We start from the raw sequence: 19,256 nt of genomic DNA on the forward strand, positions 1-19,256 counted from the left end.
TCTCTCCTTTCGAATGTTGGGTGGCACTTTCATTCTACTGGAGATCCGCCAGCAAGGGCTATTTTTATGCTTGATCAAGTTTATCTAGCACCACGGGTTCTATTATATAACAGGGAAGCGAAAACAACGGATCTTTTTTAACGAAAAGAGATGGCAAGAAAAAACCGTATGCCCCGGCTGAAGAAGGGGATACGGTTCCATCACCGCTGACGGTATTCCAACCGGCGAGATAATAACGACAGCGAATAGTTGACGATAAAGTACATGAACGCCACAAGAATGAAGATCGGGATGACAAAATTGACGTTGCGGCCGTTAATGATTTGCGCATGGTTCATCAATTCCGGCAAGGAAATGACAATGGCCAGCGACGTATCTTTCAATAAGGAAATAAACTGGCTGACGATCGGCGGCACCATGCGCCGCAATGCTTGCGGCAAAATGATGTACCATAGCGTCTGCCCATACGTAAGCCCCGATGAGCGAGCCGCTTCGATTTGCCCTTTATCGATCGACTGCAGGCCGCTGCGGACGATTTCTGACAACATGGCCGATTCAAAAATGACCAAGGCCGAAATGGCGGCGTATAGTTTATCAAGCTTTAATCCGACTTCCGGAAGGGCGAAATACGTAAAGAAAATGATTAATAACAGCGGCAAATTCCGGATCGTTTCGACCAGCACGGCCAGCAATTGGGAAAGCACCGGGATTTTCGTATAGCGAATGACCCCGATGATAATGCCAAAGACAAAACTCAAGACAATCGAAATGAACGCCACTTCCAATGTGACGAGAAACCCTTGAAGCAAAAACTTCAAATGGGCGGGCGCGTAAGCACCGGCAAAATCCATCATTTGGCCTCCTTTCCTACCGCGCCTTGAGCAGCCGGCGCTCTAAGTAGCCGACGCCAAGGCTGAGCGGGATCGTTAAGACGAGGTAAAACAAGGCGACGAAAATATAAACGTCAAAGGTGACGAACGTTTTCGAGGAAATCAAGTCGCCGTAATACATTAAATCCAATCCGGCGATGACGCCAAGCACCGAAGAGTTTTTCACCAAGTTGATGAACTGGTTGCCAAGCGGCGGAATGACGATTTTCACCGCCTGCGGCAAGATGACGTAACGCATCGCCTGTAAGTAGGTCAACCCGGAGGAACGGGCCGCTTCCATTTGTCCTTTCGGAACGGCTTGAATGCCCGAGCGGATCGCTTCGGCGATAAAAGCAGCGGTATACACCATCAGTCCGAGCGTTCCGGCGGTAAACGAGTCAAAGCGAATGCCGACGGCGGGCAAGCCCATAAAAAAAACGAACACGATCAACACAAGCGGGATGTTGCGGATAAATTCCACGTATGCCGTTCCGACCCAATTGAGCGGGCGAATCGGGGCGATGCGGAAAATGGCGATGATGGTCCCTAAAGCCAAGCTGCCGATGAGGGCCAGCACGCTGGCCTTGATCGTATGGCCAAACCCTTGCATATACAAATCCCAATGTTCAACCAAAATGGAGAATCGTAGCAAGACGAAGCGCCTCCTTTCTTTGCGGAATCATAGCCCATCCTTTGGGCAAACAGGTGGGCGGATATTGTTCCGCCCACCGTTTCGCCTGTTATTGTTGCGGCTTTTTGCCGATCCATTTTTCGTAGATCTTATCGTATTCGCCGTTTTCTTTAATTTCTTTCAAGTATTCGTTGATGACTTGCAGCAGTTCTTTGTCTCCTTTGCGGACGGCGATGCCGTACGGTTCTTCGGTGAACGTTTCATCAAGGACGCGATAGTTCGGATCTTGTTTGGCCATCCCCCAAAGCAGCGCGTTGTCGGTCGTAAGCGCATCGCCTTGGCCGGCTTTCAATGCGGTAAACGCTTCCGCGTAGTTTTCAAATTCAAGCACGTTGACTTGCGGCGCGACTTTGCGGATGTTTTCCGCCGATGTCGATCCTTTCGCTGTCAGAACGGTCATGCCTTTTTTCAAGTCTTTCACGCTGTTGATCGGGCTGTCTTTTTTGACGAGCAGCGATTGCCCGGCCATAAAGTACACATCCGAGAAATCCACTTCTTTTTTCCGTTCCTCGGTGATCGTCATGGTGGCGATAATGGCGTCAATTTCCCCGTTGTTCAGCATCGGGATGCGCGTTTTGGACGTCACTTCTTTCAATTCAATTTTGTTTTCATCGCCGAGAATTTTTTTCGCCAACCCTTTGGCAATATCAATGTCAAATCCTTCGACTTTTCCGGTTTCCGGGTTTTTCAACCCGAATAAGTTCAAATCATATTTGACGCCAACGATGAGTTTGCCGCGTTGTTTAATTTTTTCAAGCGTATTGGTCGCTTTGGCGGTTTCCGACGATGTTCCGCCTTCTCCTTTGTCCGTTGTGCTGCAGCCCGTTAAAGCAACAGCGCTCAATAAGGCCGTCAAGGCGACGGCGATCCACCATTTCCATGCTTTCTTTCTCATGAACAAAACCCCCTTTGATTGACCGGAATTAATGGTTTAAAATGCGGCTTAAAAAGACGCGCGCCCGTTCTTCTTTCGGGGCCGCGAAAAACTCCTCAGGCGGCGCTTCCTCTAAAATGCGCCCTTGATCCATAAAGACGATGCGATCGGCCACCTCGCGGGCAAACCCCATCTCGTGGGTGACGACAACCATCGTCATCCCTTCTTTCGCCAGCTGCTTCATGACATCGAGCACTTCGCCGATCGTTTCCGGGTCAAGTGCTGATGTCGGCTCGTCAAACAGCATGATTTTCGGTTTCATCGCCAATCCGCGGGCGATGGCGACGCGCTGCTGCTGGCCGCCGGACAGCGCGGACGGATAGGCGTTCGCTTTGTCCGGAATGCCGACTTTCTCCAAGTAATACATGGCGATCTCGTTCGCTTCTTTTTCAGACATGCCGAGCACTTTGCGCGGCGCCAACGTGATGTTTTGCAAGACGGTCATGTGCGGGTATAAGTTGAAATGTTGAAACACCATGCCGATATTGCGCCGCAGTTCGTTAATGTTGATGTGTTTGTCGTTCACTTTGATGCCGTCTACGATCAATTCGCCGCTTGAGATCGTCTCGAGCCGGTTGATGCAGCGCACGAGCGTACTTTTGCCCGAACCGGATGGCCCGATAATGACGACGACTTCCCCTTGGTTGATCGTCAAGTTAATGTCTTTCAACACATGAAAATCGCCGTAGTATTTGTTGACTTGGTGGAAATAAATCAATAGCCCCCCTCCTTTGTGACAAATTTGTGAATGTTTTTCGAATTGATTGTAAATGCGCATCTACGAAAATCTACGGAAATCTACAAAAATTTTGTGAATCGATTGAAAAAGACGATGATGGACGCAAAGAAGGGGAAGTCATTTTTTGAATAGTAAGGCAAATCTCTTTGCAAATCAGCGATCGAGGATTATAATGAGGACATGAAGAATTTGGCATTGATTGCCGTCAAAAGGAGAGGGGAGCGAAGGTGAAGTATCGAAAACTCGGCCGCACGGGGCTGAAAGTCAGTGAGATTAGTTTAGGCAGCTGGCTTACATATGGAAATTCGGTGGAAAAAGAAATCGCGATCCGCGTCATTGACAAGGCGTACGAACTTGGCATCAACTCGTTTGACACAGCGAACGTCTACGCGCGCGGGGAAGCGGAAAAAATCGTCGGCGAGGCGCTGCGCAAATATCCGCGCGAATCGTATGTCATCGCGACGAAAGTGTTTTGGCCGATGGGCGACGGCCCGAACGACCGCGGCCTGTCGCGCAAGCATGTGTTTGAGCAGCTCCATGCGAGCTTAAAGCGGCTGCAACTGGATTATGTCGATATCTACTACTGCCACCGCTATGACAAAGAAACGCCGGTCGATGAGACGTTGCGTACGATCGATGATCTCGTCCGCCAAGGAAAAGTGCTGTATGTCGGCGTGAGCGAATGGACGGCCCAGCAAATTCAAGAGGCGCTCGGCGTGGCCGACCGCTACTTGCTCGATCGGATCGTCGTCAATCAGCCGCAATACAACATGTTTCACCGTTATATTGAAGAGGAAGTCATCCCGGTGTGCGAACAAAACGGCATCAGTCAAATCGTCTTTTCGCCGCTCGCCCAAGGGGTGCTGACCGGCAAATACAAACGAGGTCAAGCGTTGCCGGCTGACAGCCGCGCCGCTGATCCAAGAGCGAATACGTTTATCCAAGGATTGCTCAATGACGAAGTGTTAACGAAAGTGGAACAACTCGAAAAAATCGCGGCTGAGCTTGGCATTACGTTGTCCCAGCTTGCCCTCGCTTGGGTGCTGCGCCAGCCGAACGTCGCCAGCGCCTTAATCGGCGCCAGCCGCCCGGAACAAGTTGAAGAGAACGTCAAAGCGGTCGATGTCGCGTTAAGCGAAGAAGTGATTGAGAAGATTGAGGGGGTTTTGGCGTAAAAGAGGTGAGGGTGTCCCAAAAGGATCGGGACACCCTTTCTTATTTACTTTTACCGCATATAAGGTATAAAACAAATCATTAAGAAACAATATGTTGTGTTTTGTTTAAGGAAAATTACCCTTTTGGGTCAGCCCCATTTTTTGTCATTGGTACGTGTTTCCCTAGAAGGCTGGTGAAAATCAGCCATTTTTCCTAAATCAACGGTTCTCGAGTGAAGAGAAAGATAGCCTTTTATGGAGCTTTCTAATTTGAGAAATCCCATTGTTGAGCCGTATTTCCTGTTCAATCACCATCCTTCTACAGCATTTCCAAGGAAGGAACAGAAGGATTTTTTCACGCCAACGGCGAACGGTACGGAAAGAGGGAAGAACGAAAGGGGAATGGGGAATGGCGAGTGATTGCAGTGCTTTGCCAACCGTCGTTTGTCGCCAAACGTTGCAAGAAGTCATGCAACGGATGGCGGCTCGTGGGCTTGAGTCGGTGAACGTGATCGATGAGCATGGCCGGACGGTGGGGCGGTGCACGTGGCGGATGATGCTGCGGGCGGCGGCGGATGGGCTCGATCGTTCCATGCCGATAGGGGAAGTATTGATGGCATTTTCCGACAAGTGGGAAACGAAACAGGAAGGCGTCTGCGCTGCAATGCCAATGTCCGAAAGCGATTCCAAAGCAACGAATGAGCTCGAGCGACTGCGGCGTGAGTTGGAGGAAACGCGCCGTCTGGCTGAGACGATGAAAACGGTGCTGGATGCGGCGTACGAAGGGGTGGTTGTCGTCGATGAGGACGGCGTGGTTCGTGAAATCAACCGGGCGTATTGCCAGTTTCTCGGCATTCGCCAGGAAGAAGCGATCGGAAAACATGTGACGGAAGTGATCGAAAACACCCGTCTGCACATTTGTGTTCAATCGGGCATTCCAGAAAGAGGATATATTCAAAAAATTTACGGCCAGCCGATGGTTGTGCACCGCATCCCGATTTGGCGGGACGGCAAGGTGATCGGGGCGATCGGGATGCTTATTTTCCAAGGGGTATCGGAAGTATATGAAATTTTCCGGCGCCTGCAGGAGCTGTCGCGTGAGGCAAGACGGAAGGAGAAGAAAGAAGCGAAACCACAGGAGACGGCCGCCTCCGCCCCGAAAGGAATCGAGCGGATCATTGGCCGCCACCCGTCGATCGCCGCTGTGAAGCAGATGATTCGTCGGGCGGCGCGCGTGCCGTCGACGGTGCTCATTACCGGTGAAAGCGGAACGGGGAAAGAGGTGGTGGCGCGGGCGATCCATGAAGCTGGGCCGCATGCGGACGGACCGTTTGTCAGCGTGAATTGCGCCGCCATCCCTGAGTCGTTGTTGGAAGCGGAACTGTTCGGCTATGAAGATGGGGCGTTCACCGGTGCGAAAAAAGGGGGCAAGCCCGGCAAGTTTCAACTCGCCCATGGAGGGACGCTGTTTTTGGATGAAATCGGCGATATGCCGCTTGCCATGCAGGCGAAAATTTTGCGCGTCTTGGAAGAAAAGAAAGTGGAAAAAGTCGGCGGACTATACGAAACCAAGGTGGACGTGCGCATTATTGCCGCGACGAACAAGCCGCTCGAGGAGATGGTGCGGAATGGAACCTTTCGCGAAGATTTGTTTTATCGGTTGAATATCATTCGCATTCATCTTCCGCCATTGCGCGAGCGGAAAACGGATATTCCCGCGCTGTTGGCTTACCATATGGATCGGATGTGCCGGCAGTTTGGCGTCGCGTTGAAGTCGTTTACCAAAGAGGCCATGGAAGTGCTTGTCCACTATTCATGGCCGGGGAACGTCCGCGAGCTGGTCAACGTCGTCGAATGGCTGATCAGCATGGTCGAAGGGGAAAAAGTAGAACGCGAACACTTGCCGTCTTACTTGTCGACCGTTCAACCGGCAGCCTCGTCTTTGCCAAACGGTGGTGTGAAGATGGCTGATCGGTGGAAAGAAATGGTCTATCAATCGGAACGTGAGCGCATCGCTGCGGCGCTGGTGGCGGCGGGCGGCAACAAGGCGGAAGCGGCAAGGAGGCTCGGCATTCACCGCTCGACGTTATATGAGAAGCTGAAAAAATACGGATTGTAGGCAACGGCGGCAAAGCCGTTGTTTTTTGTTGCTCTGTTGGATAAGTGTCTGGTATTGTAGGAGAAATGTCTGCTTACTGTCGGTGAACGCGTTTTTGTTTCGAAACAGCCCCCTTATCATGGCGTCTTTTGTATGTTGGCACGGAATTTGCTTCATAAGGAAATGAAACCGTTGTCAAAAAAGGAGGGGAAACGATGTACGAATTGTTGGTGCCCAGCCGGGTTGTGTATGGGTGCAATACGTTCGCCGAAGTCGGCCCACAGGCAAAAGCGCTCGGGACGAAAGCGCTGATCGTCAGCGACCCGGTGATGGAGAAAATCGGCCTTGTCGCCCGTTGCGAGCAATACTTGCAACAGGTGGGGATGACGTTTGCCAAGTACACAGGGGTTGACACGGAGCCGACGGATGTCCATGTGAAGGAAGCGCTTGACGTCTGCCGGAGCGAGCAGTGCGATGTCATTATCGCTCTTGGCGGCGGCAGCAGCATCGACGCCGCCAAAGCGGTGGCGGTGATGATCACGAACGAAGGAACGATCAGCGACTATGTCGGCAATCAGAAACGGTTTACCGAAAAACCGCTGCCGCTCATTGCTATTCCGACAACAGCCGGAACGGGTTCAGAAGTGACGAAAGTGACGGTCATTATTGATACGAAGACAGACGTCAAAATGATGATTTCCCAGCCGGCGCTCCTTCCGGCCGTGGCGATCGTTGATCCGCTTCTCACCATCTCATGCCCGCCATCCGTTACCGCGGCAACCGGTGTCGATGCGCTTTGTCACGCGATCGAGGCGTATATTTCCCGACGCGCCCATCCGGTGACCGATGTGCTGGCGCTCTCTGCCATTGAGGCGATCATCGGCCATTTGCGCCGGGCGTACGAAAACGGCCAAGACATCGAAGCGCGGGAAAAAATGGCGATCGCGGCCATGAAGGCCGGCATGGCGTTCTCGAATGCCTCGGTAACACTTGTGCACGGCATGTCGCGGCCGATCGGAGCGCTCTTCCACGTGCCGCACGGCGTGTCCAATGCGATGCTGTTGCCAGGGGTGCTTGAATTCACAAAAGACAGCGCCACAGAACGGTTGGCGGTGATTGCCCAGCTCATCAACCCGCAGCTGAAGGACGTTTCCGATGCCGAAGCGGCCGATGCGCTTGTTGAAGAAGTGAAGCAGCTTTGCCGTGATTTGCACATCCCGAATATGAAAACATGGGGCATTGACAAAGCGGCATTCGACAAAGCGGTCGATAAAATGGCGGCTGATGCGCTGGCGAGCGGCAGTCCAGCGAATAACCCAAGAGTGCCGACCCATGGGGAAATTGTCGCGCTGTATCATATTTGTTACGACTATCAGTATGACACCAATACGGTCAGCCATTAAATGAAGCAACGGTCAAACGAGGGGGAAAAGTATGCTGGGGATGATTGGTTTATTGGCCTCATTGGGATTGTTGATTTTTTTGACAATGAGGGGGATCAATATCATTATTGCCGCGTTGATCAGTTCTGTTCTTGTTGCGCTGACAGGCGGATTAAACTTGGAAAAAGCTTTGATGGAAAGCTATATGACGGGCTTTACAGGCTATTTCGCCAGCTGGTTTCTTATCTTCTTAGCCGGGGCGATTTTTGGCAAAGTGATGGAGGACACCGGGTCAGCTGACTCCATCGCTCATTGGGTAAAAGAAAAGTTTGGCGCTAAACATGCTGTATTGGCGGTCGTTGCTGCCTGCGCCATTATGACATACGGCGGTGTCAGCTTGTTTGTCGTCGGCTTTTCTGTTTACCCGATCGCCGTGTCACTGTTCCGTCAGTCGAATACGCCGCATCGTTTTATTCCGGCCGCCATGGTGTTCGGTTCGGTTTCGTTCACAATGACATCTCCGTATTCACCGGAGATTCAAAACATCATTCCAACGCAATTTTTCCATACAACGCCGGGGGCTGGGGGATGGGTAGGCATTTTCGTCGGCGCAACGATTGCTGTGGCTGGTTCCCTCTATTTAACGCGTGTTGTCCAAAAAGCGAAACAAAACGGCGAAACGTTTTCCTTGCCATACCGAACCGGCGACGTTTCCGGTGCGGTGAGCGAAATTGCTGCTTCGCTCGAGCGCGGCGCTGGCCGTCCGCTGCCGAACATTGTTTGTGCCATCCTTCCGTTAGTGGCGGTGATTGTTTCATTAAACATTTTGGCAAAATTCATTTCTTCGACTTCAGCAGGGGTCTTGTCACTTGTCCTTGGTATTGTGCTTTGCTGGGTGTTAAATGCGAAATTCGTCCGCAAATTTTGGGAGGCCATGGCGTCCGGCGCCCAAGATGCGTTAGTCGCTGCCGCTAATACGTGCGCCGTCGTCGGCTTCGGAGCGGTGGCGAAAAATGTGCCGGCCTTTCAAAAAGCCGTTGATGTCCTTGTGAACATTCCTGGACCGGAACTGCTCGGATTGGGGTTGGCCGTCACGATTATTTGCGGCATGACCGGGTCGGCTTCCGGCGGTCTCGGTATTGCCTTGCCGATTTTGGCGCCGATTTATCTGGCGAAAGGGCTTGACCCCGGCGCCATGCATCGAGTGGCGGCACTTGCTTCCGGTGGCCTTGATTCGCTGCCGCACAACGGATACATTGTGACGACGATTCGCGCCGTCTGCCATGAAACGCACGAGCGGACGTATAAGCCGATATTCGTTCTGTCGGTTATCATTCCGCTTGCCGGCATGTTCTTAGCCATTCTCTTATACTCGATTTTCTAGAAAGGTGGTTTCATTCATGAGCTCTGTAACCGAAACAAAAACATTGAAAAATTTTATCGGCGGCCAATGGGTCGCCTCGACATCCGGAAAAGAAGAAGTCGTGCCGAACCCGGCAACGGGGGAGGTTCTAGCGAAAGTGCCGCTTTCCTCGCGCGAGGAGCTTGATGCAGCGGTGGCGGCCGCGAAAGAAGCGTTCCGCGAATGGCGCAAAGTCCCGGTTCCGCGCCGTGCCCGCATTTTGTTTCGCTATCAGCAGCTGTTGGTCGAACATTGGGACGAACTCGCTAGACTTGTGACGCTAGAAAATGGCAAAGTCTATGAGGACGCCTACGGTGAAGTGCAGCGCGGCATTGAATGCGTTGAGTTTGCGGCCGGGATTCCGACGCTCATGATGGGCCAACAGCTGCCGGATATCGCGACCGATATCGAATCGGGGATGTACCGCTACCCGCTCGGTGTCGTCGCCGGGATTACACCGTTTAACTTCCCGATGATGGTGCCGTGCTGGATGTTCCCGCTTGCCATCGCCTGCGGCAATACGTTCGTGCTGAAACCGTCTGAGCGGACGCCGCTGCTCGCCAACCGCTTGGCTGAGCTGTTTACTGAAGCCGGACTGCCTGCAGGAGTATTGAATATTGTCCATGGGGCACACGAGGTCGTGAACGGCATTTTAGAACATAAAGACATTAAAGCCGTTTCGTTCGTCGGCTCGCAGCCGGTTGCGGAGTACGTATACAAAACGGCCGCCGCCCACGGCAAGCGGGTGCAGGCGCTGGCTGGCGCGAAAAACCATTCGATTGTCATGCCGGACGCCGACCTCGATATGGCGGTGACGAACATCATCAACGCCGCGTTCGGTTCGGCGGGCGAGCGGTGCATGGCATGCTCGGTCGTCGTTGCAGTCGGCGATATCGCCGATGAGTTGGTCGAACGGCTCAAAGAAGCCGCCGACCGCATCCAAATTGGCAATGGGCTCGACGAAGGCGTCTTTTTAGGCCCGGTCATCCGCGAGTCGCATAAAGAGCGGACGATCAAATACATCGAAATCGGCGAAAAAGAGGGGGCGCTCCTTGTCCGCGACGGACGCCGCGACTCGGCGACAAGCAGAAAAGGCTATTTCATCGGTCCAACGATTTTTGACCATGTCAAACCAGGCATGGCGATTTGGACGGATGAAATTTTCGCCCCGGTCTTGTCGGTCGTCCGCGCCCGCGATCTGGACGAAGCGATTGAGATCGCCAACCGATCGGAATTTGCCAATGGCGCCTGCATCTACACCGACAGCGCCAAAGCGATCCGCCAGTTCCGCGAAGAAATCGACGCCGGCATGCTTGGCGTCAACGTCGCCGTCCCGGCGCCCATGGCGTTTTTCCCGTTCTCGGGCTACAAAAACTCGTTTTACGGCGACCTCCATGCCAACGGCCGCGACGGCGTCGAATTTTACACGAGAAAGAAAATGGTGACGGCGAGATATTAGTAAAATAGGCTGTAAGAGGGTGTCCCAAAAGGATCGGGACACCCTTTCTTATTACCGTATATAGACAATATGTTGTGTTTTGTTAAGGAAAATTACCCTTTTGGGTCAGTCCCCTTTTTATCACCTCGAACCGAGAAGGCCTCAACTTCCAAGCATGAGCGTAAGTGGGGGATGAACCGGCGTCTTCCACCAACGATCTTCCCCTTGCACCAAAAGAACAAAGGAAGGGCTTCGATTGCGATCTTTTTGAGGAAGCTCAACGGTGGGATGCACAGGGATGGCTTAGCTGACAGCTTACCGTATGTTAGGGTGTTCCCGAGAATCCCCTACTTCTCTACGTGAGCGCGGGTGGGGAGTGTTCAATTGAGTCGGTTTCATTTCTATCGTGTTGAGCGTGTAGTAAAAAATTTGGAAATGCTATTCGTTCCGTGACAGCATCCAAAAGGCGCGAAGTGTGATAGAATAAAATAAAAAAGGGTGTGAGTTCAATGGCCATGGACTACTTTCAGGTGAACTTGCCGAAAGAGTTTTTGCCCGCCATTAATGAATTGGAAGGCAACACAGTTGAGGCAAAAATAAAGCTTTCATTGGCGATTGGTTTGTTTGTTGGAAAACAGGTGACGCTGGCGAAAGCGGCTGAATTGGCAGGAAAATCCTTAGGGGAATTTATCGATGTATTGCGTTCGAAGGCGATTCCTTGGATGGAATATACGGAGGAACACATCAAAGATGATTGGGACACGGTGCAAAAATTGAGCAAAGAAAATAGGGATCACAATGAGTAGGGTTACGGTTAATTCTACACCGATTATAGGTCTGTCGATCGTTGGTCAATTGACTCTTTTGTCTGAACTATTTGATGAAGTATATGTTCCGGAAGCTGTCTATCAAGAAATTGTTCATAACCATGCCCCACGCCATTATGGAAAAGAGGAGCTCAAACGATTGGTCAGCGAGGGGGTGTTTAGGCTATACCATGTAAAAAATCGCAGCCTTGTTGAAAGTTTATATGGAAAATTCCATGCCGGGGAGTTAGAAGTTATTATTGGAGCGAAAGAACTTGGTGCTCAAGTCGTTGTGATTGATGAGCATGCTGCCAGATCATTGTCGAAACAATTCCTTTTACGGCCTATCGGTACAATCGGAGTTTTGATTCTGGGAAAGAAAAACAGGAAAATAGCGGAAGTCAAGCCGCTGTTAGACACTTTGCTTGAAAATGGATTTTATCTCTCCCAACGTCTTTATCGAGAGGCGTTGTCGTTGGCAGAAGAAATACCGTAACCCCGCCCGCCGCGCTCGGCTTTTCCTTTTTAAAACCTGTCAACAACCCCCTTGACAAAATCGCGTTTACTTATCATTGAAGGGCCGGTTGTAAGCGTTTTAAGATAAAGGTACAGTCAAGCCAAAAAGGAGGAACAGCTTTATGACGCATACAACCGGAAACGAAACAGGCTTCCGTGTGAAGATTCAGCGGTTTGGCGGTTATTTGAGCGGCATGATTATGCCGAATATCGGGGCGTTTATCGCCTGGGGGCTGATTACCGCCCTGTTTATCCCGACCGGCTGGCTGCCGAACGAGACGTTTGCGAAGCTCGTCGGTCCGATGATTACGTATTTGCTGCCGCTGTTGATTGGCTATACGGGCGGCAAAATGGTGTACGACGTCCGCGGCGGTGTCGTCGGGGCGACGGCGACGATGGGCGTGGTCGTCGGTTCGGAAATCCCGATGTTTTTAGGCGCGATGATCATGGGGCCGCTTGGCGGTTATGTGATCAAAAAGGTAGACGGGCTCTTCCAAGGAAAAGTGAAACAAGGGTTTGAGATGCTCGTCAACAACTTTTCGGCCGGGATCGTCGGCGGCGTGTTGACGCTGCTCGCCTTTAAAGGAGTCGGCCCGGTCATTTCTGTGATCAGTAAAACGTTAGCGGCAGGAGTGGAAAAAATCATTGATTGGCACTTGTTGCCGCTGGCGAACTTGTTCATCGAGCCGGGGAAAGTGCTGTTCTTGAACAATGCGATCAACCATGGAATTTTAAGCCCGCTTGGCGTCGAACAAGCGGCGAAAACCGGAAAATCGATTTTGTTCTTGTTGGAAACGAACCCTGGTCCAGGGTTGGGGATTTTGCTGGCGTATTGGCTGTTTGGCAAGGGGATGGCGAAACAATCGGCGCCGGGGGCAGTCATTATCCACTTCCTTGGCGGGATTCATGAAATTTACTTCCCGTACATTCTCATGCGACCGATTTTGATTTTGGCAGCCATGGCGGGCGGCGTGAGCGGCGTGTTCACGTTTACGGTGCTCCATGCCGGGCTGGTGGCGGTGCCGTCGCCGGGAAGCATTTTCGCCTTGCTGGCGATGACGCCGAAAGGGAATTATTTCGGCGTGCTAGCCGGCGTGTTCGTCGCTGCAGCGGTGTCGTTCCTCGTCGCTTCGATTTTCTTAAAAGCGGCGAAACAATCCGAAGAGGAAGAAGAGTTGACGAAAGCAACGGAAAAAATGGAACAGCTGAAAGGAAAAAAGAGCCAAGTGGCTGCCGCATTGCAACAGAAAGAAGCCGCTTCGGCAACTGTGGCCCAAGCGGTTCCTGGCCGCGTGAAGAAAATTGTGTTCGCGTGTGATGCGGGAATGGGCTCGAGCGCGATGGGAGCATCGATTTTGCGCAACAAAGTACAAAAGGCCGGGCTCGATATCGAAGTGACGAATACAGCGATCAACCAGCTTCCGGCCGACGCCGACATCGTCGTCACCCATCAAAACTTGACCGACCGGGCGAAGGCGAAGTTGCCCAATGCGTACCATGTATCGGTCGAAAACTTCTTAAACAGCCCGAAATACGATGAATTGATCGAGCAATTGAAAAAGAACGCGTAAATCGGCATGAGACGCAGGGGAAATGGCGTTCCCCCTGCGTTTTGCTTTGTGATTTCGCGTTTACCTCGACGGCTAGGGGCACTTTCCTCCGCTCCCATCCGCATGGATGTGCCCGACCGCGGTGAACTTCGTCAAACGACGAAAGAGAAAAATACATGCAAAATTAAAATCTGTCAACAATAACAATGACGAAAACGAAACATCTATTCATTGTCAAATCAAGAAAAAAGCCCTTACAATAAGGATGGAAGAGGCAAAGATTTATTTCAAAAATGTCAATAATGCTGTTCCGTGATGGGAGGTGAACGGCGATGTACGTATCGGCACGGGAGCGGAAGTTGCTTGAACGGTTGTTGGCGGACGATAGGGACATAACAGTCGGCGAATTGGCGGAGGAACTGAATGTCAGCGCCCGCACGGTTCATCGTGATTTGCAAGGTTTGGAATCGGTCTTCCGCCGCTATGGGCTTAAGCTCGCGAAAAGAGCAGGAGTCGGCATCCGCCTCGTCGGGGAAGAGGAAAAGAAGCAGGCGCTGGCCGCAGAGCTGTTTCGCCTTTCTCATCATGAATACACCCCCGAAGAGCGGCAGCTCATGATTTTAATTGCGCTGTTGGAAGCCAACGAGCCAGTGAAACTCGTCACATTGGCCCATGACTTGAACGTCACGGTCGCCACTGTCAGCTTGGATTTGGACAAATTGGAACAAACGGTAGAAGCGTACGGGCTTTCGCTCATCCGCAAGCGTGGATACGGGGTGGAGCTTGCCGGTTCGGAATCGGCGAAACGGCGCTTGATGAGCGACTTGTTGTTCCGCCATGTTGATGAACACGAATTTTTGGCATTGATGAAAGAGACGATCCAAAAACGGACGGACGCTCCGCTTGACACCGTGGCGGAGAAGCTGCTCGGGCTTGTGGACAGAAAAAAGCTCGCTGTCATTGAGCAGCAAATCGAGCAAGTGAAAGAAAAGCTTCCGTTTACGATGGCCGACAGTTCGTACATCGCCTTCGTCGTCCATTTGGCGCTCGCCATGGAGCGCATCAAGCGGGGAGAAGCGATCCACTTCGATCCGCGGGATCTGCAGGCGTTGCAAGCGACGAAAGAATATGAGATCGCGCATGAGCTCGCTGAATCGTTAGAAAAAGTCTTTGACGTTGACATCCCTAACGAAGAAGTCGGCTATATGACGATGCACTTGATGGGAGCGAAATGGCGCAGCCGTCAAGGAGCAATGATGGAAGAGCCAAGCTTGGCCGTCGGCATGAAGGCGCAACAACTCATCCGCTTTGTCAGTGATAAGCTCGGCGTTGATTTATCCGCCGACCGTACGTTATACGAAGACCTTGTCGTCCATTTAAAGCCGGCTCTGTATCGCCTCGAACACGGAATGGGGGTCGCCAATCCGCTGCTTGATCCAATCAAACAAGACTATGCGGAGCTGTTCGCCATTGTCGCAGATGGGGCGCGGCAGCTGTTTGGCGGCATTCCGATCCCGGATGAGGAGATTGGCTATTTGGTGCTCCATTTTGCGGCCGCGCTCATGCGGGAGAAAAAAGGCTGGCGGGTGTTAGTCATTTGTTCGAGCGGGCTTGGGACGGCGAAAATTTTAGCGACGAGGCTGAAAAAAGAGATTCCGGACATTGTTTCGCTGGAACAAGCTTCCGCGTTTGAATGGAAAGGAAAAGATGTCAGCGCGTACGATCTCGTCATCTCGACCGTGCCGCTTCCTGAGGAGTATGGGCCGCATATCGTCGTCAGCCCGATGCTGACCGAGGAGGAAGCGCGGAAGATTCGCGAGTGTTTAGAGCGAAAATCGGCCGCTGAAAAGCGGATGAGGAAAGAGTCAACCGCACGGCGAAACAGGCCAGCCATCGACACGATGAAGGCGGTTCGGCGCATCAGCGAGACGATCGTCCACATTTTGGACGGTTTTTCCCTCGAGGTGGTCAAGAGGCGCTCTGTTCATGAAATATTGACGGACGCGTGCCGCCGCCTCGAACGAAGTGGCGTCATTGTCGATGCCGATGTCGTCATCGAGGAGCTGCGGCGCCGCGAGTCGCTTGGCGGGCTTGGCGTCCCTGGCACGACGCTGGCGCTTTACCACGCTCGAAGCTTCGCTGTCCTTCGTCCGTCTCTGACGATGTACCGACTTGATTCGCCGCAAACGGTGGCGGGGATGGACGGGGAGCCGATGGAGATCAACACGGTCGTGTTGCTTCTCGGTCCTGCTGATGCGGATAAAGAGGTGCTTTCAGTATTAAGCCATGTGAGCACGTTGCTCGTAAAGAACGAGCAAAGCGCGGCCACGTTGGCTTATGGCGGCGAAGACGAAGTGTATTCGCTTATTAGCGGCCATTTGGAACAATTTTTCGATGATTATTGGATATCGATGAAGGAGTGACACGGATGTTGACCCATTCGATTTTAAACAAAGAAAACATTATGCTCAATGCGCAACCAAAAACGAAAGAAGAGGCGATCCGCCTCGCCGGCGAGGTGTTGGTCAAGCAAGGATATGTCGCCCCGGCATATGTTGATGCGATGCTTGAACGGGAAGAACTGACATCAACGTATATCGGCAACAACGTCGCCATTCCGCACGGAACGGAAGCGGCAAAAGCGCTCGTGAAACAGTCCGGCATTTCGATCGTGCAAGTTCCGGACGGCGTCGATTTTGGAGGCGGCAACATGGCCACGATCGTCATCGGCATTGCCGGCAAAGACGGGGAACATTTGGATATTCTTTCGAAACTCGCACTCGTCTGCGCCGAAGCAGACAATGTGGCCGCCATGGCGAACGCCAAAACGGCCGAGGAAATTCTTGCGCTGCTCCATGAGGTGAACGGCTGATGAGGGCCGTCCACTTTGGCGCCGGCAACATCGGCCGCGGCTTTATCGGCAGCCTGCTGGCGGCGTCGGGATATGACGTCGTGTTCGTTGATGTCAATGAACAAATCGTCCGTTTGCTGAAAGAGCGGGGGGAGTATCGCGTCATTGTTGCCGGCGAGCGGCGCGAAGAACAATGGGTGCGCGGCGTTTCGGCCCTGAACAGCCAAACGGAGCGGGAAGCGGTCATCGAGGCGATCGCAGACGCTGATTTGGTGACGACCGCGGTCGGCCCGCACATTTTGCCGGCTATTGCGCCAGTCATCGCCGCTGGGCTTGAGCGGCGCTTCACGGTTCATCAGAAGCCGCTTCATGTCATTGCCTGTGAAAACATGATCGGCGGCACGGAAACGCTGAAAACGCACGTCTTTGCCCATCTTTCCACGGCTGGGCAGCAGCTGGCAGATGAAAAAGTTGGTTTTCTCAACTGCGCGGTCGACCGCATCGTGCCGAATCAGACGAATGACGATCCACTCGCTGTCACGGTGGAACCGTTTTTCGAATGGACGATTGAAACGCGAAACGTCATCGGCACTGTTCCGCCGATTCAAGGGGCTCATTTTGTCGCTGACTTAGAGCCGTATATCGAGCGCAAATTGTTTACGGTCAATACCGGCCATGCGTTGGCCGCTTACTTAGGGTATCTGCGAAACTACAAAACCGTCCAGGAAGCGATGAACGATGAAGGTATTCGATTGAATGTCGAGCAAGCGCTCAGTGAGTCGGGAGCCGTCTTAGTGAAAAAGCACGGATGGCATGAGGAAGAGCACCGTTCCTATATCAAAACGACGATCGGGCGTTTCACCAACCCGTCCCTTTCCGACGATATCGTCCGCGTCGCCCGTTCGCCGATCCGCAAGCTCGGGCCGAACGACCGGCTCATCGCTCCGGCGACGCAATACTGCACACTATTTGGCAACGTTCCTGCTGGTCTCGCCAAAGGAATTGCCGCGCTGTTGCGCTTTGATGATGCGAGCGATGCAGAAGCCGCCGCTCTGCAACAAACGATCGCACACCACGGAATCGAAGGAGCGCTTCGGCAATACGCGGGGCTTGAGAGTGCGCACCCGCTTGTGGCCGCGGTGAGGGAAGAGTACGGGAGAATGGAGAAAAACAAAAGCTGACCGCCTTTCAAATGTCGTCGACCTCCAATCGTGCAAAAACCCCGGAGGATCGACGACAATATTTTTTTGCGTCAAAATCCTACAACCAACACGGCTCAACAGTATTGACAGAATTTTTGAAACGTGATATTCTGAAAACAGTCAAAAGGGGAAAAGCTTGATTTTATGCGAATGGTTTGGTTTTTATCGTACCTATGAGGGATTGAAACCTTTATTTAGTGAAAAAAACCAATCGTACAGGCGTTGTTTTTATCGTACCTATGAGGGATTGAAACATCTGTTCAACAGTTAAATCACGTGGTACAGGAATACGTTTTTATCGTACCTGTGGGGGACTGAAGCGCTATACAGTACGGTACAACTTTTTCTGTCCCCGATGCAGGATTTTCACCCCCTGCTTGCGAATGGATAGAATTGAACACGTTCAAAGAGGGGTGATGGAATGGCTATTGACCACGACCGGTTGTTTAAAGAACTGATCCAAACGTTCTTCGAAGAGTTTCTTCTCCTCTTTTTTCCCGACATGCATGAACACATTGATTTCAGCCATTTGTCCTTTCTGTCCGAAGAACTGTTTACCGATGTCACGGCAGGTGAAAAATACCGCGTCGATCTATTAGTCGAGACGAAGCTGAAAGGGGAGGATGGGCTGATCATCGTTCATGTGGAGAATCAAAGCTACGTGCAACCATCGTTTCCAGAGCGCATGTTTATCTATTTCAGCCGTTTGTTTGAAAAATACCGCACCCGCATCGTTCCGATCGCTGTCTTCAGCCATGACACCCTCCGCGAAGAACCGTCCGTGTTCTCAATCGAGTTTCCCTTTGGCGACGTGCTGCAGTTTCGCTTTTTCCCGGTGGAGTTGCGCAAGAAACATTGGAGAGACTATATCCGGCATGACAATCCGATTGCGGCTGCCCTCCTTGGCAAAATGGGGTATACTGAAAGTGAGAAAATTGAGTTGAAAAAAGAGTTTTTGCGCATGTTGGTGCGATTGGAGCTGGATGAAGCGAGGCAACGGCTCTTGTTGGGCTTTTTTGAAACGTATGTGAAGCTGTCGGAGGAGGAAGAGCAACAACTGCAAAGAGAGGTGAAGGAGATGGAAACGACAGAAAAAGAGAAAATGTTGGAGCTGATCATTTCCTATGAGCAAAGGGGAAGAAAACAGGGGTTGGAAGAAGGAATTAAACGCGGGATTGAACAAGGGATCAAACAGGGAATGAAACAAGGAATGAAGCAAGGAATGAAGCAAGGAATGAAGCAAGGAATGAAACAACTGATCCGCAACATGGCGCGCAAAGGAATGAAGGTGGAAGATATTGCTCGGTTGGTGGATCTTCCAGAGCAAGATGTTTGGGAATTGCTTGAAGAGCAGGGAAATTAAACACAAGAGGCGGCTATCTAACGAGGACGGTTGGCGGCGACAAAAGAGGCAGATGAAATCATTGATTCGTAAGTGATAGATTGTAAAAAAACGGATGATTGTCCTGTCGCATAAAATATGTACTGTACCAAAGTTTTATGTACCGTCTGCTTTGAAGGCTGGCGGTCTTTTTTTGTTTTGAGACTCCAGCGTTCCGCTAGGTGCTTGATATCAGGTCTGATTATACCTCCATGAACAAAATGCACAAAATTCATTTTATTT

General features: G+C 51.8%; 16 protein-coding genes. 12 read left to right on the top strand and 4 right to left on the bottom strand.

Going from position 1 to position 19,256, the window contains the following annotated elements; genetic code table 11:
• Nucleotides 1-200 precede the first annotated feature (200 nt).
• The 4 genes from JCR24_RS11820 to JCR24_RS11835 all read right to left on the bottom strand — a co-directional run bounded on the left by JCR24_RS11820 (nucleotide 201) and on the right by JCR24_RS11835 (nucleotide 3,212).
• Nucleotides 201-851 carry an amino acid ABC transporter permease gene (locus JCR24_RS11820; RefSeq protein WP_023633758.1) on the bottom strand — a complete coding sequence of 217 codons (651 nt, stop codon included), beginning with the start codon at nucleotides 849-851 and terminating at the stop codon, nucleotides 201-203.
• 16 nt (nucleotides 852-867) lie between these two features.
• A complete protein-coding gene (locus JCR24_RS11825) occupies nucleotides 868-1,521 on the bottom strand; it encodes an amino acid ABC transporter permease (protein ID WP_015375050.1) in 654 nt (217 codons plus the stop codon).
• 88 nt (nucleotides 1,522-1,609) lie between these two features.
• Complete coding sequence (locus tag JCR24_RS11830; RefSeq protein WP_011231463.1) at nucleotides 1,610-2,455, bottom strand: glutamate ABC transporter substrate-binding protein; 846 nt, start codon at nucleotides 2,453-2,455, stop codon at nucleotides 1,610-1,612.
• A gap of 28 nt (nucleotides 2,456-2,483) precedes the next feature.
• Nucleotides 2,484-3,212, bottom strand: coding sequence for an amino acid ABC transporter ATP-binding protein (locus tag JCR24_RS11835; protein WP_013145090.1), 729 nt, complete (start codon nucleotides 3,210-3,212; stop codon nucleotides 2,484-2,486).
• Between the two features lie 248 nt (nucleotides 3,213-3,460).
• Here JCR24_RS11835 and JCR24_RS11840 point away from each other — a divergent pair, with 248 nt between their 5' ends.
• From JCR24_RS11840 to JCR24_RS11895, 12 genes are all read left to right on the top strand, one after another.
• Nucleotides 3,461-4,408, top strand: a complete 948-nt coding sequence (locus tag JCR24_RS11840) for an aldo/keto reductase family protein (RefSeq protein ID WP_238980676.1) — start codon at nucleotides 3,461-3,463, stop codon at nucleotides 4,406-4,408.
• Between the two features lie 388 nt (nucleotides 4,409-4,796).
• Nucleotides 4,797-6,506: a sigma 54-interacting transcriptional regulator gene (locus tag JCR24_RS11845; RefSeq protein ID WP_238980677.1), complete on the top strand. Its 1,710-nt coding sequence runs from the start codon at nucleotides 4,797-4,799 to the stop codon at nucleotides 6,504-6,506.
• A 194-nt stretch (nucleotides 6,507-6,700) separates the two neighbouring features.
• Nucleotides 6,701-7,888 carry an iron-containing alcohol dehydrogenase gene (locus tag JCR24_RS11850; RefSeq protein ID WP_238980678.1) on the top strand — a complete coding sequence of 396 codons (1,188 nt, stop codon included), beginning with the start codon at nucleotides 6,701-6,703 and terminating at the stop codon, nucleotides 7,886-7,888.
• A 31-nt stretch (nucleotides 7,889-7,919) separates the two neighbouring features.
• Nucleotides 7,920-9,251 (top strand): GntP family permease, encoded by a 1,332-nt coding sequence (locus tag JCR24_RS11855; protein ID WP_171698322.1) that lies wholly within the window; start codon nucleotides 7,920-7,922, stop codon nucleotides 9,249-9,251.
• Between the two features lie 16 nt (nucleotides 9,252-9,267).
• Nucleotides 9,268-10,728, top strand: coding sequence for a CoA-acylating methylmalonate-semialdehyde dehydrogenase (locus tag JCR24_RS11860; protein ID WP_238980679.1), 1,461 nt, complete (start codon nucleotides 9,268-9,270; stop codon nucleotides 10,726-10,728).
• Between the two features lie 509 nt (nucleotides 10,729-11,237).
• Nucleotides 11,238-11,513, top strand: coding sequence for a UPF0175 family protein (locus JCR24_RS11865; protein WP_223813678.1), 276 nt, complete (start codon nucleotides 11,238-11,240; stop codon nucleotides 11,511-11,513).
• Nucleotides 11,506-12,009 carry a PIN domain-containing protein gene (locus JCR24_RS11870; RefSeq protein ID WP_238980680.1) on the top strand — a complete coding sequence of 168 codons (504 nt, stop codon included), beginning with the start codon at nucleotides 11,506-11,508 and terminating at the stop codon, nucleotides 12,007-12,009. Before JCR24_RS11865 ends, JCR24_RS11870 begins: the two co-directional genes overlap by 8 nt.
• Before the next feature lie 142 nt (nucleotides 12,010-12,151).
• Nucleotides 12,152-13,600 carry a PTS mannitol transporter subunit IIBC gene (locus JCR24_RS11875; RefSeq protein ID WP_014196028.1) on the top strand — a complete coding sequence of 483 codons (1,449 nt, stop codon included), beginning with the start codon at nucleotides 12,152-12,154 and terminating at the stop codon, nucleotides 13,598-13,600.
• 311 nt (nucleotides 13,601-13,911) lie between these two features.
• Nucleotides 13,912-16,002: a BglG family transcription antiterminator gene (locus tag JCR24_RS11880; RefSeq protein ID WP_238980681.1), complete on the top strand. Its 2,091-nt coding sequence runs from the start codon at nucleotides 13,912-13,914 to the stop codon at nucleotides 16,000-16,002.
• 5 nt (nucleotides 16,003-16,007) lie between these two features.
• Complete coding sequence (locus JCR24_RS11885; RefSeq protein ID WP_021322442.1) at nucleotides 16,008-16,451, top strand: PTS mannitol transporter subunit IIA; 444 nt, start codon at nucleotides 16,008-16,010, stop codon at nucleotides 16,449-16,451.
• On the top strand, nucleotides 16,451-17,611 hold the full coding sequence (locus tag JCR24_RS11890) for a mannitol-1-phosphate 5-dehydrogenase (protein ID WP_238980682.1): 1,161 nt from the start codon (nucleotides 16,451-16,453) through the stop codon (nucleotides 17,609-17,611). Before JCR24_RS11885 ends, JCR24_RS11890 begins: the two co-directional genes overlap by 1 nt.
• Nucleotides 17,612-18,053: 442 nt before the next feature.
• Nucleotides 18,054-18,995, top strand: a complete 942-nt coding sequence (locus JCR24_RS11895) for an Rpn family recombination-promoting nuclease/putative transposase (RefSeq protein ID WP_238980683.1) — start codon at nucleotides 18,054-18,056, stop codon at nucleotides 18,993-18,995.
• Nucleotides 18,996-19,256: the final 261 nt, after the last annotated feature.

This window comes from Geobacillus sp. YHL (assembly GCF_022341265.1).
In the GTDB taxonomy this organism is placed as follows: domain Bacteria; phylum Bacillota; class Bacilli; order Bacillales; family Anoxybacillaceae; genus Geobacillus; species Geobacillus thermoleovorans.